At 64.1% G+C, this 16,430-nt stretch carries 11 protein-coding genes; 4 read left to right on the top strand and 7 right to left on the bottom strand.

All coding sequences use genetic code 11. From position 1 onward, the window contains the following. Positions 1-599: 599 nt before the first annotated feature. Positions 600-3,695 (bottom strand): phosphoenolpyruvate carboxylase, encoded by a 3,096-nt coding sequence (gene ppc / locus C2L66_RS11670; protein ID WP_060600006.1) that lies wholly within the window; start codon positions 3,693-3,695, stop codon positions 600-602. A gap of 423 nt (positions 3,696-4,118) precedes the next feature. On the opposite strand from ppc, the gene hemC reads away from it, so the two are divergent. From hemC to C2L66_RS11650, 3 genes are read left to right on the top strand one after another with little or no spacing between them, the layout of a single operon-like run. Then, the gene (gene hemC / locus C2L66_RS11660; protein WP_060600007.1) at positions 4,119-5,102 is read left to right on the top strand and encodes a hydroxymethylbilane synthase; all 984 of its coding nucleotides are present in this window, start codon (positions 4,119-4,121) and stop codon (positions 5,100-5,102) included. Continuing rightward, on the top strand, positions 5,102-7,162 hold the full coding sequence (gene hemDX, locus C2L66_RS11655) for a fused uroporphyrinogen-III synthase HemD/membrane protein HemX (RefSeq protein WP_060600009.1): 2,061 nt from the start codon (positions 5,102-5,104) through the stop codon (positions 7,160-7,162). The genes hemC and hemDX overlap by 1 nt, the downstream gene beginning before the upstream one ends. A gap of 2 nt (positions 7,163-7,164) precedes the next feature. Continuing rightward, on the top strand, positions 7,165-8,355 hold the full coding sequence (locus tag C2L66_RS11650; RefSeq protein WP_060600011.1) for a heme biosynthesis protein HemY: 1,191 nt from the start codon (positions 7,165-7,167) through the stop codon (positions 8,353-8,355). A gap of 1,046 nt (positions 8,356-9,401) precedes the next feature. Here the strand turns inward: C2L66_RS11650 and C2L66_RS11645 are convergent. The 3 genes from C2L66_RS11645 to C2L66_RS11635 all read right to left on the bottom strand — a co-directional run bounded on the left by C2L66_RS11645 (position 9,402) and on the right by C2L66_RS11635 (position 13,187). After that, positions 9,402-10,721 carry an MFS transporter gene (locus C2L66_RS11645; RefSeq protein WP_054929894.1) on the bottom strand — a complete coding sequence of 440 codons (1,320 nt, stop codon included), beginning with the start codon at positions 10,719-10,721 and terminating at the stop codon, positions 9,402-9,404. A gap of 210 nt (positions 10,722-10,931) precedes the next feature. Continuing rightward, complete coding sequence (locus C2L66_RS11640; RefSeq protein WP_060600013.1) at positions 10,932-11,690, bottom strand: SDR family oxidoreductase; 759 nt, start codon at positions 11,688-11,690, stop codon at positions 10,932-10,934. A 57-nt stretch (positions 11,691-11,747) separates the two neighbouring features. Then, on the bottom strand, positions 11,748-13,187 hold the full coding sequence (locus C2L66_RS11635) for an aldehyde dehydrogenase family protein (RefSeq protein ID WP_060600015.1): 1,440 nt from the start codon (positions 13,185-13,187) through the stop codon (positions 11,748-11,750). A gap of 309 nt (positions 13,188-13,496) precedes the next feature. Between C2L66_RS11635 and ppa the strand changes: the two genes are divergently transcribed. Then, positions 13,497-14,024: an inorganic diphosphatase gene (gene ppa / locus C2L66_RS11630; RefSeq protein WP_054929897.1), complete on the top strand. Its 528-nt coding sequence runs from the start codon at positions 13,497-13,499 to the stop codon at positions 14,022-14,024. A 124-nt stretch (positions 14,025-14,148) separates the two neighbouring features. On the opposite strand, the gene C2L66_RS11625 is transcribed toward ppa, so the two are convergent. The 3 genes from C2L66_RS11625 to C2L66_RS11615 all read right to left on the bottom strand — a co-directional run bounded on the left by C2L66_RS11625 (position 14,149) and on the right by C2L66_RS11615 (position 16,184). Beyond that, positions 14,149-14,475, bottom strand: coding sequence for an H-NS family nucleoid-associated regulatory protein (locus tag C2L66_RS11625; protein ID WP_054929898.1), 327 nt, complete (start codon positions 14,473-14,475; stop codon positions 14,149-14,151). 163 nt (positions 14,476-14,638) lie between these two features. Beyond that, on the bottom strand, positions 14,639-14,992 hold the full coding sequence (locus C2L66_RS11620; RefSeq protein ID WP_060600017.1) for a GIY-YIG nuclease family protein: 354 nt from the start codon (positions 14,990-14,992) through the stop codon (positions 14,639-14,641). Between the two features lie 19 nt (positions 14,993-15,011). After that, a complete protein-coding gene (locus tag C2L66_RS11615; RefSeq protein ID WP_060600021.1) occupies positions 15,012-16,184 on the bottom strand; it encodes a GNAT family N-acetyltransferase in 1,173 nt (390 codons plus the stop codon). Positions 16,185-16,430: the final 246 nt, after the last annotated feature.

The raw sequence follows: 16,430 nt of genomic DNA, 5'->3' as shown, positions 1-16,430 counted from the left end.
GGCGCTCTTACAAGGTGGGATGCGTGCGCTATCGGTCCGGAGTGGTGCGCGTATGGCGCGAAAGCCGACACACAGTTTGCCACCTGGGCGGCCGCGGACTGTCTGGTGAGGCATGCTGAAACGCGGGGATATGAAGCGGGTGAGGCGCTCATTCAGAGCGTTGGCAACGGACGTGGGTCACGTGGTTGCCGTGTGAAGTGTAAGAACCTGTGGGGGCCCTCAGGCAAGAAGAAATGTTGGCGGTGTGAGCCGCTTTCTTTTGCCTACTTTTCTTTGCGGCGGCAAAGAAAAGTAGGTGCCGCCCCGCACAGGGGCGACGCTTGAAGCGAGCTAACGTAACGCGGATGCCAGCGCCAAGTCCAAACCGCGGATGCCAGCGCCAAGTCCAAATCGCGGATGCCAGCGCCAAGTCCAAACCGCGGATGCCAGCGCCAAGTCCAAATCGCAGATGCCAGCGCCAAGTCCAAATCACGGATGCCAGCGCAAAACCAATCCCCGAAAGACCAGCACAAAACCAGGCACACCAAACCAAAGCAAGAAACAAAAAAAACGGCGGCCTCAAAAAAGAGAACCGCCGTCCGCAGGACAAAAAAAGGAACTCAACCGGTATTCCTCAACCCCGCCGCAATCCCGTTGATAGTGAGATGAATCCCACGCCGCACGCGGACATTATCATCCCCAGCGCGATGTCGCTTAAGCAGTTCCACCTGCAGGTGATTCAACGGATCAAGATACGGAAACCGGTTTTTGATAGACCGCGCGAGCAAAGGATTATCCGCAAGACGTTCTTTCTTCCCGGTAATCTCAGAAAGCACAGCGGACGTCCGCTCCCACTCCGCCACAATGCGCTCGAACACATGCTTACGCAGCTTCTTGTCGGCCACAAGCGCGGCATAACGCGACGCCACCGCGAGATCGGTCTTGGCCAGCACCATATCCATATTCGACAGCAAATTCGCGAAGAACGGCCACGCCTTATGCATCTTGCGCAGCAGACTCACGCGACGTTCACGCTCGACATTCGAGCCCGCAGCCTCGAGCCATCCAGCAACCGCGCTACCAAACCCATACCAGCCCGTCAGCAGCAACCGGCATTGTCCCCATGAGAAACCCCACGGAATCGCCCGCAAATCCTCGATCTTGCGCTGCTTCGGGTCCTGCAGCTTGCGCGACGCCGGCCGGCTGCCGATGTTCAACTCCGCGATCTCCGCAATCGGCGTCGACGAGAAGAAGTATTCGGTGAAACCCGGCGTCTCGTAGACCAGCGCCCGGTACGACGCCATCGCCGCATCCGACAGCGTCTGCATCACTTCCTCGAAGTCGGGCAGTTGCGACGGCGCATTGCCGTGCGGCAGCAACGACGCTTCGAGCGTCGCGGCAACGACCGTCTCCAGATTGCGCCGGCCGATGTCCGGGTTGCCGAACTTGCTGGCGATCACCTCGCCCTGTTCCGTCAGGCGGATCTGCCCATCGACCGTCCCCGGCGGCTGCGAAAGAATCGCCTGGTAGGTCGGGCCGCCGCCGCGCCCCACCGTGCCGCCGCGTCCATGGAACAGCCGCAGCGTGATGCCGCGCTCGTTGAACAGCGACACCAGCGCCAGTTCCGCACGGTACAGCTCCCAGTTCGACGTCAGGAAACCGCCATCCTTGTTGCTGTCCGAATAGCCGAGCATCACTTCCTGCTCGTTGCCCTGGTTCTCGATGATGGCATCGATGCCCGGCAACGCCAGCAGATCGCGCATGATGTGCGACGCGTTGCGCAAGTCGGGAATCGTCTCGAACAGAGGGATCACCATCAGGCCCGCGCGCGCCGGATCGACCGGGTTGCCGAGCGCGCCTTGCAGCAGCCCCGCTTCCTTTTGCAGCAGCATCACTTCGATCAGATCGCTCACCGTCTCCGTGTGCGAAATGATGTAGTTGCGCACCGCGCGCGCGCCGAACTTCTCACGCGTCACGCGTGCCTGTTCCAGCACGCCGAGTTCGCTCTTCACCAGATCCGAGTACTCGACATAGGGCGAGCGCAGCAGGCGCGGCTGCGCGAGTTCCGCGAGCAGCACGCGCAGCTTGTCGGCTTCCGGAAGCGCCGCGTAGTCGCTTTCGACACCCGCGCGCCGCAGCAGCTCCGCGATCACCGCTTCGTGGATGTCGGAACTCTGGCGCAGATCGATACTCGCGAGGTGGAAGCCGAACACTTCGGCGGCGCGCGTCAGCGGCGACAGACGAGGCGTCGCGAGCGACGCGCCGTGATGCTCGGTCAGCGAATCGATCAGCACGTGCAGATCCCGCACGAACTCGGACGAATCGTCATAAGGCGTCGCGCGAATCTTCGGCGCGCCTGGGCCGGCGCTGCGCAGCGGCACGACACCTTCGCCGAGCCGCACGCGCGCACTCGCGCCGAGCCGTGTGTAAATGCCGATCAATGCGCGCCGGTACGGTTCGTCCTTGCGGTGCGGCGAGTGATCGGGCGAAGCTTCCGCGAGCGCCTTCAGTTCGTCGCTCGCGCCCGCCAGCAGATTCGACACCGACAGCTCCGCGCCGAGCTTGTGCACCTGTTCCAGATAGTGCTCGAAGATCACCGCGGCCTGGCGCGTGATCGCGTTTTCGAGCGTCTCGCCCGTGACGTTCGGATTGCCGTCGCGGTCGCCGCCAATCCAGCTGCCCATCTGGAAGAAGGGCGGCAGGCGCGCGTCGAGGCCGTGCTCGAGAAGCGCTTCTTCAATGTCGGCGTAGAGCGCCGGAATCTCTTCGAGGAACGTCGCGCGATAAAACGACAGCGCGTTCTCGATTTCATCGGCGACCGTCAGGCGCGAGTCGCGCAGCATGCGCGTCTGCCACAGCGACGTCACGCGCGCGCGCAGCAGCGACTCGTTCTGCAGACGCTCGCGCGCCGTCAGCGGCTGGTCGCGTTCGGCCAGCAGCCGCGCGATATCGTGCTGCGCGTCGAGAATGCTCTTGCGCTGCACTTCCGTCGGGTGGGCCGTCAGCACGGGGACGATCAGCGCGTCGTTGAAGAACTGCTGCAGCACGGGCGTCGCGGCGGCGTTCGCTTCGACGAGCCGGTCGAGCGCATGCGCGATCGTGCCCGGCTGCGACGTCGAGCCGGCCAGATCGTGAATGCGGTGCCGGCGGTTGCGATGACGGTCTTCCGCGATGTTCGCGAGGTGCGAGAAGTAGCTGAACGCGCGCACCACGCTCACCGTCTGCTCCGGCGAGAGCGCGCGCAGCTTCTTGTCGAGCGCCTGGGCGGCGACGCTGTCGTCCTCGCGGCGAAAGCGCACAGCCGTCTGACGAATCGCTTCGACGACGTCGAACACGGCGTCGCCTTCCTGCTCCCGCACCACGTCGCCGAGCAGCCGTCCCAGGTAGCGGATGTCTTCGAAGAGCGGCTGATCCTTGTCTTCGCGCGTGCGGGCGTTGTCCTTCAGTTGCGGCGCGGCGCCGTTGCTGGTTACTTTCGACGCGCGCGCGGCTTCCTGCTTGCCGGCGCCGTCGGATTTAATTCGTTTCGAGACGCCGTTGGCGGACGCCTTGGCCTTCGTGGATTTGCCGGCTTTGCCGGAGTCGAGAGCTTGCGTGGCTTTCACGGCCTTGGCGGCCTTGACAGCGGAAGCGGCGGGAGCGGCCGATGCGGTATTGACGGCATCGGGCGAGGCAGTAGTGCGGCGGGCAGGGCGCGCCGATCCGGAAGACGTCACGATGTTTCCTCAGGAAAGCCAGGGTCAAAGAATGATGATCTGCAACTGCGGGTACAGCGGGGAACTGCGCTCAAAGCCTGTCAGCATGCGGCGCGCGCGGCGGAGGAGGGCCGGTTGCGCGTGCTGCGCCGCATTAAATCATCGCGCATGCGGCGCTTCGACGCGCGAACGACCGTGCTGGGGCTTCTGGCGGCCACGCGAGTCACGATCGATGCGGCTATGGACGGCTCTGCGTGAATGCATCCGCAGGCCTGTCTCCTCTGGTTCTATGGCGGTTGACGGAATTGAGCGCAGCCGCGCCAACTACTGTCTCACGCAAGTGCCGTTGCGCTGCCCTGGCATGGCCGTGCGGCCAGCGAGAGGTTGCCCGAGCGCGTGCTAACATTGTTTGTTATCACATCCCGTCGTTCAATGAATCAAACAATGAATTCCGAGACGCTTGCGCCCACTCCGCCCGCCACGCTCGTCATCGCGTCGCGGGAAAGCCGGCTCGCCATGTGGCAAGCCGAGCATGTGCGGTGTGCGCTGCACAAATTATATCCATCTTGTGACGTAAAAATCCTCGGAATGACGACACGCGGCGATCAGATTCTCGATCGAACGCTATCCAAGGTCGGCGGCAAAGGGCTGTTCGTGAAGGAACTGGAGAACGCGCTGGCCGACGGCCGCGCCGATCTCGCCGTCCATTCTCTGAAAGACGTGCCGATGGAGTTGCCCGAAGGCTTCGCGCTGTCGACCATCATGGAGCGGGAGGATCCGCGCGACGCGTTCGTCTCCAACCAGTACGAATCGCTGGCCGCGCTGCCGTCCGGCAGCGTGGTCGGCACGTCGAGCCTGCGCCGCGAAGCGATGCTGCGCACGCGCTATCCCGAACTCGTCGTGAAGCCGCTGCGCGGCAATCTCGACACGCGTCTTTCGAAGCTCGACCGTGGCGATTACGCGGCCATCATTCTGGCGGCGGCCGGCCTCAAGCGTCTGGGCCTCGGCGACCGTATCCGGTCGCTGCTCGATCCCGCGGACAGTCTCCCCGCCGCGGGCCAGGGCGCGCTCGGCATCGAGATCCGCGCGGACCGCACCGACCTCGCGGCATGGCTTGCCCCGCTGCATCACGAACACACGGCGGCCGCGGTCGAAGCGGAGCGCATGGTGTCGCGCGCGCTGGGCGGCAGCTGCGAAGTGCCGCTCGCCGCTTACGCGACGTGGCACGACGGCGCGCTGCATCTGCGCGGCGTCGTGGCGACGCCCGACGGCCAGCGCGTGCTGTCCGCGCAAGCCTCGGCGCCCGCAGCCACGACGGGCGCCGCGCTCGAACTGGGCCGCGAGGTCGCGAGCCAGCTCGAAGCGCAGGGCGCACTCGACATCGTCCGCGCGCTCACCACGGCGAGCGGCCCGGCCGCTTCCGCGTGATGGCGGCCGGCTCGAACCCGACACCCGAGGCATTGCCGTCCAGGGACGGCGCAGGCGCATCGCATGCGACGCATCTGACCGTCGTGCTGACCCGTCCGGCGGGACAGTCCGACGCGCTGGCGAAGACGCTGCACGACGCGGGTGTCGCGACCGTCGAATTTCCCTTGATCGACATCGCCGCAGCGGACGACGAAGCGCCGCTGCGCGCCGCGCTCGCATCGCTCGACCGATACGCGCTGGTTGTCTTCGTCTCGCCGAATGCCGTCGATTACGCGTTCGCGAGCCACGACGCGATCTGGCCGCACGCGCTGCCCGTCGGCGTGGTCGGTCCGGGCAGCGTCGCGGCGCTCGCGAAGCATGGCGTCGAAGCGCCCGCGTACCAGGTGATCAGCCCGGGCGCATCGGCCGATGACAACGACGGCGCTCGCTTCGATTCCGAGGCGCTGTATGCAGCGCTCGAAACCTTGCTCGGCGAAAACGCCTTCGAAGGCAAGCGCGTGCTGATCGTGCGCGGCGACGGCGGCCGGGAATGGCTCGCCGAGCGTCTGCGCGAAGCGGGCGCCGAAGTCGAGACGGTCGCGGCCTACCGGCGCCTCGTGCCCGACCCGTCGATCGGCGCATGGTCGCGTATTCACGCGCTGCTGTCGGACGAGTCGAAGACGCCGCACGCATGGCTCGTGACGAGTTCCGAGGGCGTGCGCAATCTCGCCGAGCTCGCGCACGACCATCTCACGACGAACGAGCAGGCACACCTGAAACGCGCGATGTTCGTCGCGCCCCATCCGCGCATCGCAGAAACGGCGCGGGCATTGGGTTTTGATAGCATTACGGTGTCCGGTGCGGGCGACGAACGGATCGCCCGTACGCTGTTGTCTCTCGCGACACCTTTTGAAGTTCAACCGGTCCAGTCCAACCCGGCACAAGAACGCATGTCTGATACCAACGCATCCACGACCCCTACACCCCCGACGTCCGGCTCCGCGCCGCGGTCCGCCACTGCGCTGCCGCCGAATCAACCCTTTACGCCGTATGAAATGCAACAGGCCAAGCCCAGGGGCAACACGCTGCTCTGGGTTGTCATTGCGCTGGTGTTCTTCGCGGCGGTCGCGGGCGGCATTGCGTTGAACCGCAGGATCATCAAGCTCGATCAGCAACTGTCGCACCGCCAGCAGGCCAACGATTCGCAGACGGCCGAACTGCGCGTGAAGACCGAGCAGGCCGTCGCCAGCGTGCGTCAGGCCGATGCGCAACTCGCGCAGCTCGAAGGCAAGCTCGCCGATGCGCAGAACGCGCAGCAGGCGCTGCAGCAGCAATACGCGGACCTCGCGCGCAACCGCGATGACTGGACGATGGCCGAAGTGGGGCAGATGCTGTCGGCTGCAAGCGAGCAACTGCAACTGACGGGCAACACGCAGCTCGCGCTGTTCGCGCTGCAAAGCGCGGACACGCGCCTCGCCGCGTCGGACGGTGCGCAGGTGCTGGCCGTGCGCAAGGCGATCGCGCAGGACATCGACAAGCTGAAGTCCGCGCCGTCCACCGACCTGACGGGCCTCGCCATCAAGCTCGACAACGCGATCGATCAGATCGACCAGTTGCCGCTGTCGGGCGAGGCGCCGATTGCGCACGCCACGCCGCACGCGTCCACACCGAAGGATGTCGACCGCGTCGCGGCCGCCACGGGTGAGCCGAAGTGGAAGGTGTGGTGGAAGCAACTCGTTGCCGGTATCGGCGAGCAGTTGACGAGTCTCGTGCAGGTGCGCCGCATCGACCACGCCGACGCGATGCTCGTCGCGCCCGATCAGGGCTATTTCGTGCGCGAGAACCTGAAGATGCGCCTGTTGTCGGCGCGTCTCGCGCTGCTCGCGCGCAACCAGACGACGCTCAAGTCCGACCTTCACGCTGCAGACAACGCGCTCGCGCGCTACTTCGACGCTTCGTCGAAGCAGGTGCAGACGGTGCGCGACCTCGTGAAGCAGGTGGACGACGGCTCGGGCGCCGTCGACGTGCCGAATCTGGATACGAGCCTGCAGGCCGTGCATCAATACCGGACCCGGGGTTAATCATGGCGCTGCGTGGACTTCTCTGGCTCGCTTTCCTGTTCGCGGTTGCGGTGGTGCTCGCGATCGTCGGGCGCTTCGACACCGGGCAGGTGTTGCTCGTCTACCCGCCGTATCGGATCGATATTTCGCTGAACCTGTTCGTTGTCGGGATCATCGTCGCGTTTATCGTGATTTATGCGTTGCTGCGCATCGTGCGCAACATCTGGCGCATGCCGCAGCGCGTCGCGGCGTATCGCGCGCGTCAGCGGGTGGCGAAGGCGCATGCCGCGTTGCGCGATGCGATCGGCAATCTGTACGCGGGCCGCTTTTCGCGCGCGGAGAAGGCTGCGCGCGACTCGCTGACCAATCCCGACAACAAGGGTGCGGCGGGCCTGATCGCCGCGAACGCCGCGCATCGGATGCACGAGTACGCACGTCGCGACGAATATCTTGCGCAGATCGATTCGCCTGACTGGCAGGACGCGCGCCTGATGGCGACGGCCGACATGCGTGCCGACGGCCGCGATGCGGATGGCGCGTTGCTGGCGCTTACCGAAATGCAGTCGCAGGGCGGGCGCCGCATTCACGCGCAGCAGATTGCCTTGCGCGCGCAGCAGCAGTTGAAGAACTGGGGCGAAGTGCTCAAGCTCGTGAAGACGCTGGAAAAGCGCGAGGCAATTCATCCTGCCGTTGCCGCGCGTTTGCGGCAGCTTGCGGCGGAGAATCTGCTGCGCGATCGCAGGCACAATGCTGATGCGCTGCTCGAACTGTGGCATTCGCTGACGCCTGTTGAGCGGCATTCGCCGCGGCTTGCGGATCTTGCGGCTGAGTTGCTGGTAGCGCTGGGGCGTCCGCAGGATGCGCGGAAGATCGTTGAAGAGGCGCTCGCGCAGAATTGGGATGCGCGGTTGTTGCGGCGTTATCCGGATACCACGGGGGGTGACGCGCTGCCGCTGATTCAGAAGGCCGAGGCCTGGCGGAAGGAGCGTCCTGACGATGCGGATCTGATGTTTGCGCTTGGGCGGTTGTGTCTGCATCAGCAGTTATGGGGGAAGGCGCAGTCGTTTCTTGAGCAGGCGCTCAAGCTTGCTGATAACGAGACTTTGAAGATTCGCTCGCATCGGGCGTTGGCGAGGTTGCATGAGCAACTCGGGGATGCGGAGAAGGCTAGCGCGCATTATCGGGAGAGTGCGTTGGCTATGAATGTGGTTTGAGGTTTTTTTTTGTCTGCGACGCGGTTAGGTGGTTTTGATTGTGATTGTGATTGGGCTGGGGGCTGTGGTTTGCCTTCGGGCCTCAGGCGTCGATGTTCGGTTTGTTGGCATTTGCTTTCGCTGGTATCCGCGATTGCCTTTGCTTTGCGCTGGCATCCGCGATTTGTTATCTAGCTTCACGCGTCGCCCCTGTGCGGGGCGGCACCTACTTTTCTTTGCCGCCGCAAAGAAAAGTAGGCAAAAGAAAGCGGCTCAAACCGCCAGCGCTAATTCTTGCCTGAGGGCCCCCAAAGGTTCTTACGCTTCACAAGGCAATCACGTGACCCACGCTCGTTGCCAACGCTCTGAATGAGCGCCTCACCCACTTCAAGCACCCGCGTTTCGGCATGCCGCGCCAGCCAGTCCACCGCCGCCCAGGTGGCAAACTGTGTGCCGGCCTTCGGTGCTCCACACGCTTCACTCCAGACCGATAGCGCACGCGTCCCACCCTGTAAGAGCGCTACCCTATACGACGCGACAACCTACACACAGTTTGCCACCTGGGCGGCGTATGCCATTCGCTGCCGCTTGCACGGGTACGGGTATTTGAAGCGGGTGGGGCGCCAGTTCGATGCGTTGGCAACGCACACGAACAAGGGCGTTGCCGTGTGAAGTGTGGGGACGTTGGGGGCCCGTGGGAAAACGTCAAGAATTGGCGGTGTGAGCCGCTTTCTTTTGCCTACTTTTCTTTGCGGCGGCAAAGAAAAGTAGGTGCCGCCCCGCACAGGGGCGACGCCTGAAGCACGCTAACAATGCGCGGATGCCAGCGAAAGCAAAGGCCGACATCCCGAACGGCGATGCCTAAAGCACGCTAACAATACGCGGATGCCAGCGAAAGCAAAGGCCGACACCCCGAACGGCGATGCCTAAAGCACGCTAACAATGCGCGGATGCCAGCGAAAGCAAATGCCAACACCCCGAACGGCGACGCCTGAAGCACGCTAACGAATCGCGGACGCCAGCAAAAAGCACAGGCAAACCAAAACCGTCAAAAGCGCTGGCAATGCTTACCTATTCACCAGCCTGGAAGGCACACTAACGGCCAACACCCCGCCAAGCACCATAAAGGCCGCGAGCATATACATCCCAGCCGCATTCCCCGCGGTAGCCTGCTTGAGCCAGCCCACTGCATACGGACTAAGAAACCCGGCCAGATTCCCAATGGAATTAATCAGCGCAATCCCAGCGGCCGCACCCGTGCCAGCAAGAAACGACGTAGGCAAACTCCAAAACAGCGGCAGCGTAGTCAGAATACCCATCGTAGCCAGCGTGAGCCCGGCCATCGCAAGCGTCGTGTTCTGCGCCCACACGACCGAAAGCACCAGCCCAAGCGCCCCGACAAAGCCCGGAACGGCAACGTGCCAGCGGCGCTCTCGCGTGCGGTCGGCACTACGCGCGACGAACACCATCGCCACAACGGCAGCAGCAAACGGAATCGCCGACAACAACCCGATCGTGAACGCGTCAGTGACACCCGTCGACTTGATAATGGTCGGCAGCCAGAAGCTCACGCCATACAGCCCCATCACGAACGAAAAATAGATCAGGCTCATCATCAGCACGCGCGGACTCAGCATCACCTTGCCGATAGCATGATCTTCCTTCGTCGCGTCCTCGGCAGCGATGTTGCGCTCCAGCAGCTCGCGCTCTTCCTGCGTCAGCCACTTCGCCTTCGAAATGCGGTCGTCGAGCACGACGAACACCAGAATGCCGACGACAATCGACGGTATCCCTTCGAGCAGGAAAAGCCACTGCCAGCCATGCCAGCCGTTCGCGCCGTCGAACGCCTTCAGGATATAGCCGGAAATCGGCCCGCCGACCACGCCCGAAATCGCAATCGCCGTCATGAACCAGGTCGTCATGCGCCCGCGCCGGTGCGCCGGATACCAGTAGGTCAGATACAAAATGATGCCGGGGAAGAAACCCGCCTCCGCCAGGCCCAGCAGAAAGCGCATCACGTAGAACATCGTCGGCGTGGTGACGAACATCGTCAGCATCGACACGATGCCCCACGTCACCATGATCCGCGCAATCCAGACCCGCGCGCCGACGCGATGCAGAATGACATTGCTCGGCACTTCGAAGATGAAATAACCGATGAAGAATATCCCCGCCCCAAAGCCATAGACGGCGTCGGAAAGGCCCAGGTCCGCGCTCATGCCGAGCTTCGCGAAGCCGACGTTCACGCGGTCCAGGTAAGCGACGACATAGCTGAGCATCAACAGCGGCGTCAGACGCCAGGCGACTTTTCTGTAGGTCGCCTCTTCAAAGGTGGAAGGCGGCGCGCCTGCGCCGGGATGGTGGAGCGGATTCGCAGGACTGGACACGCTTGTCTCCTATCGACCGGCGTCGGCGCGGCAGCGCTTCACGCTGGTCTTACGCAAAGCTCGTTATTGTGGAAATGTCGTACCGCCAGTTCGCGATTCTAAACTTTCAACGCGCGCTGAATAGCCGCCCAGCGTCGGGGAAAACACTGAGTTTTCAAAGGTTAAGGCGCATTTTCGTGGGCGGTGCGAGCGGGCGCGCCGCCCGTTGCGCTACACGCAGCGTCCGCCGTCCACTTCGAGACACACGCCCGTGATGAACTCGGCTTCATCGGATGCGAGATAGAGCGCGGCGTTCGCGATGTCCTGCGGGGTCGAGAAGCGGCCCAGCGGGATGCCCGCCAGAAACTTCTGCCGGTTCTCCGGCGTGTCGTCGACGCCCATGAACTCCTTCAACAAACCCGTCTCGCCGATCACCGGGTTCACGCAGTTCACGCGGATGCGATCCGGCCCAAGCTCGACGGCCAGCGCCTTGCTCGCGACGATCACCGCGCCCTTGCTGCCGTTGTACCAGACGAGTCCCGGGCGCGGCCGCACGCCCGCCGTCGACGCGATATTGATGAACACGCCGCCACCTTGCTCGCGGAAGTACGGCACGAACTCATGCACGCTCCAGTAGATGCTCTTCACGTTGACGGCGTACACGCGGTCGAACTCGTCTTCCGTGACGTCGAGCACGGGCTTGTTGCGATGCGTGGTGCCCGCATTGTTGACGACGATCTGCACGCTGCCGAAGTCCTCGATCGCGGCGGCGCGCAGCGCGCTCCAGTCGCTTGCCCGCGTCACGTCGCCCGCGACGGCGATGGCCTTGCCGCCCGCCAGTGCGATTTCGCTGGCGACGCGTTCGGCCGCCGCGCCGTTCAGGTCGTTGACGACGACGTTCGCGCCTTCGCGCGCATAGGTCTTCGCGATGCCTTCGCCGAAGCCCGAGCCGCCGCCCGTGACGATGGCCGTTTTGCCGGTCAACCGCATGATGTCTCCTGTTGTTGTAGGTGCAAAAACGCTGGGTTGTCGTGAGTGAGCCGTGCCTCAGCCGTGCCGGATCGCAACGGTCTTCAGCACCGTGAAGCCGTACAGTGCTTCAAAGCCCTTCTCGCGGCCGTGTCCCGAATGCTTGACGCCGCCGAACGGCAATTCGACGCCGCCACCCGCGCCATAGTTGTTGATGAAGACCTGCCCCGAGCGCACGCGGCGCGCGATCCGCATCTGCCGGCCGCCATCGCGCGTCCAGACGCCTGCGACGAGTCCGTAGGGCGTGCCGTTGGCAAGCGTGAGCGCCTCGTCTTCGTCGGCGAAGGGCAGCGCGGCGAGTACGGGGCCGAACACTTCTTCGTGCGCGAGCCGATGCGCGGGCGGCACGTCGCGCAACAAGGTCGGCGCCTGATAGAAGCCTGTTTCCGGCGCTTCCGCAATCACTTCGCCGTGCGCTGCCATCGGTATGCCGTCATGCTGCGCGTCGGAGAGGAAATCCCATACGCGGCGTTGCTGTTTCGCGCTGATCAGCGGCCCGCAATCGAGGTCCGCATGCGCCGGACCGACGCGCAATGCATTGAACGCGGTGGCGAGGCGGTCGAGCAGCGGCTCGTAAATGCTCCGCTCGATCAGCACGCGGCTGCCCGCCGAGCAGGTTTGCCCGGCGTTCTGCACGATCGCGTTGACGAGCGTGGGCAGCGCGGCGTCGAGATCGGCGTCCGCGAAGACGATTTGCGGCGACTTGCCGCCCAGTTCGAGCGTGACGGGCACGTGGTTTTCGGCGGCCATCTGCGTGACGAGCTTGCCCGTGTCGGGCGAGCCGGTGAACGAGATGTGGTCGATGCCGGCATGGCGCGCGAGCGCGGCGCCCGCTTCATGTCCGAAGCCGGTGACGATATTGAGCGCGCCTGCGGGCAGGCCGGCCTCGGCCGCCAGCTCCGCGACGCGCAGCACGGACAGACACGCATCTTCGGCGGGCTTCACGACGCACGCATTTCCCACCGCGAGCGCCGCGCCGACGCTGCGCCCGAAGATCTGCATCGGATAGTTCCACGGCACGATATGACCCGTCACGCCATGCGGCTCGCGGATCGTGAAGACCGTGTAGCCGTTCTGATAGGGCAGCGTTTCGCCGTGCAGCTTGTCGGCGGCACCCGCGTAGAACTCGAAGTAGCGCGCCAGCGTGGCCGCGTCGCCGCGCGCCTGCTTGAGCGGCTTGCCCGTGTCGCGCGCTTCGAGCTGCGCCAGTTCCTCGTGGCAGGCGGCGACGAGCATCGACAGCCGGTACAGCAGGCGTCCGCGCTCGGCGGCGCTCACGGCGCCCCATGCGCCTTCGTAGGCGCGGCGCGCGGACTGGATTGCGGTGTCGATGTCGGCGGCTGTGCCGCGCGCTAGCGTGGCAAACGGCTGGCCGTCGGAGGGATCGATGACGGGGATCGTCTCCCCGTTCGACGACGCGGTCCATTCACCGCCGATGAAGTGTTTCGCTTCTTCCACACATGCTCCTTGCCCGGTTGGGCGGTCAGGCGGACAACGAAAGAAACAACGAAGAAATGACGAAAAAGACAGGCGAGGGCGGTTGCGTCGCGCAGGGTTTGGCGGCGCACAGCGGCCGGCCAGATGCGCGGCTGCCCGGTACGGTCACACGCGTTCGATGATTATCGCGCCGATCGCCACGCGGGTGTCATCGGCCGATTGGCTATAATGGCGCATTCCGCCGTGTCCGGGTTGCGGCGCTGCGTCCCGTATGGGGATGCAGTGCGCGCCGTGCGCCTTATTCCCATTTCTTCCTGATCAGAGAGCGCCATGAGCTTCAATCACGTTCCCCCTGGTAAAGACCTCCCGCAAGACTTCAACGTCATCATCGAAATCCCGGCGCAAAGCGATCCGGTGAAGTACGAGGCCGACAAGGATCTGGGCCTGCTCGTCGTCGATCGTTTCATCGGCACGGGTATGCGTTATCCCGCGAACTACGGCTTCATTCCGCAGACGCTGTCGGGTGACGGCGACCCCGTCGACGTGCTGGTGATCACGCCGTTCCCGCTGCTGGCGGGCTCGGTGGTGCGCGCACGCGCGCTGGGCATGCTGCAGATGACGGACGAGTCGGGCGTCGACGCGAAGCTGATCGCCGTGCCGCACGACAAGATCTGCCCGATGACGGCGGACCTGAAGTCGATCGACGACGTGCCGCAATATCTGAAGGACCAGATCAAGCACTTCTTCGAGCAATACAAGGCGCTCGAAAAGGGCAAGTGGGTCAAGGTGGAAGGCTGGGCGGGCATCGACGCCGCGCACAAGGAAATCACGGAAGGCGCCGCGAACTACAAGAAGTAAGTCGCGCGTTTTTCGAGCCTGAATGCAAAAAGACGCTCCTTCGGGAGCGTCTTTTTTTGCACGCTACGGTCCGGGCACCGGGTGGATCCGCGAAACTCGCGGGTGGACCGGGCGACCCGGCGCGTTAGCGCGGGCTGATGGTCGCGAGGCGGCTACCCGCAAACGGGTCGTTGCGCCAGTCCACCGACGGGCGTTCCTGCTTGACCTTTTTGGCCGGCTTGTCGACCGCAAAGTGTTCCGGCGATTGCCCGGCGCTGACGGCGTTGCTGAGCCACTGGGGCATCGCGCCGTTGCCGTCCCACGTTTCGCCAAACGGGCTGCGATAACGCACCGATTGCTGACGCCGGCGTTCCTCGGCAAGCGCCGCGGCCAGGTCGGCCACCTTGATGCCTACCTTCGCCATGCGGCGGCGCAAATACGCAATCATGCTGTCACGCTTTCTTTCGTCCATTTTTTCACCTCAAGAGGTCTGGGTATCGCGTCGGGTGTCGAGGCGTCGCCGGTTTCGGATGAGCGGCGCCGTTGCAATGACGAAAGTATCTGTTCGAGTCGAAACGGCGTCCAGACGCTTATCCTGAAAACACTGTTGCACGCGACGGACAAGCAACGCCGCGTCAGGTCTCCGGGTCGCGGGCCGCCGGTTCGTCAGCCGCCGGATCGCCGGCCGCCGGATCGTCAGCCGCGACTTCCTCGACCACAGCAGGCAGCACGGATTCGAGCGTCCGCGTACCCGACGCCAGTTCCCATTTCCGCGCTGCCGCAAGTTGCTTGACGCGATATTCGGCGCGCAACGCGCTCGAACGGTCGGCCAGTTCGAACGACGCCAGCAGCCGCACCGGCTTGCGCGAGCGCGTATAGCGCGCGCCCGTGCCGCTGCAATGCTTGTCGAAACGGGCCTGGACATCGGTGGCGATGCCCGTGTAGACGCTGCCGTCCGAGCATTCGATCAGATACAGAAACCACGGCATGGCGCGCGCCTGTTCCTCGTTATTCCTTGAACGGATTGTGTTCGCGCAGTTCGTCGACATACGCGTGAATATGATTCTTTTCGTTGTCGAGAAAGTGCCCGACAGCGTCCGAAAACGCGGGATGCGCGAGCCAGTGCGTCGAGCGCGTGACGGTGGGCATGAAGCCGCGCGCCATCTTGTGCTCGCCCTGCGCGCCGCCTTCGAACACGCCCAGCTTCTGCTCGATGCAGAACTCCAGCGGCTGATAGTACGCGGTTTCGAAGTGCAGGCAGGGGACGTGTTCGAGCGCGCCCCAGTAGCGGCCATACAGCGTGCCGCCCGCGTTCGCGCCGTCACGCTGGTAGACGACGAGCGAGCTCGCGATCGGCTTGCCTTCGTACTCCGCGATCACCATCATCAGATTTTCCGGCATCGACGCGCCGATCATCCGGAAGAAGTCGAGATTCAGATACGGACTCGAAAAGTGTTCGCGGTACGTCTGCCGATAACACTTGCTGAAGAAGCGCCAGTCGGCGTCGCGGATGTCTTCGCCGAGCAGTCGCCGGAACGTGACGCCCGCATCGCGCACCTTGCGCCGCTCGGCGCGGATGTTCTTGCGCTTCTTCTGTTCGAGGGTCGAGAGGAAGTCGTCGAAGTTGCGATAGCCGTCGTTGAGCCAGTGAAACTGCACGCCCTCGCGCAGCATCATGCCGAGATCGGTCAGCGCTTGCGCTTCGCTTTCGGTCGGAAACAGCACATGCAGCGACGACACGTCGGCCTGTTCCGCGAACGCAACGAGCGTCGCGGCGAGATGGCGCAGCGCGTGCGCGTCGGCGGCAATCAGGCGCGTGCCCTGCACAGGCGTGAAGGGCACCGCGCACAGCAGCTTCGGATAGTAGGGCAGGCCATTGCGCTTGTACGCGTCGGCCCACGCCCAGTCGAACACGTACTCGCCGTACGAGTGTCCTTTTGCGTAGACGGGCGCGGCTGCTGCCAGCTTGTCCGTGCGCGGATCGGTCAGCGTGACGAATTGCGGCGCCCAACCCGTATCCGCGACGGCGCATCGCGTCGCGTGTAGCGCGCTCAGGAATTCGTGGCGCAGGAATGGAGTGGGTTGCGCCTGCTGGTTGAGCAGCGCATTCCATTCGGCGGCATCGACTTCGAGCGGCGAAGCGAGAATGCCTGCGCGGTAATCAAAACGTTCCTGGTTCAATCTGTTCGACCGTTGGCGATCCGTGCGCTTTCGTAGATTCGCGGCGCGTCAGGATCGGATAAGGCTGATAGGCGAATGTCGCGCGCCTTTTTTTGCTTGCGCCCCGATGCAACGGTACCGGGCGCAGGCCCGTGGGCAGCGCGGCGAACGGCCATGTTAAAGCAAATGCGCGCCCGTAGTGCGCGGCGTGGCCTGCCGGCACACGCGATCGAGACCTTGAATGCGCTTACGGCTTATCATCTACGC

Origin of the sequence: Paraburkholderia caribensis (assembly GCF_002902945.1) — a bacterium.
Taxonomy (GTDB): domain Bacteria; phylum Pseudomonadota; class Gammaproteobacteria; order Burkholderiales; family Burkholderiaceae; genus Paraburkholderia; species Paraburkholderia caribensis.
This window is presented reverse-complemented; position numbering and strand designations above follow the sequence as displayed.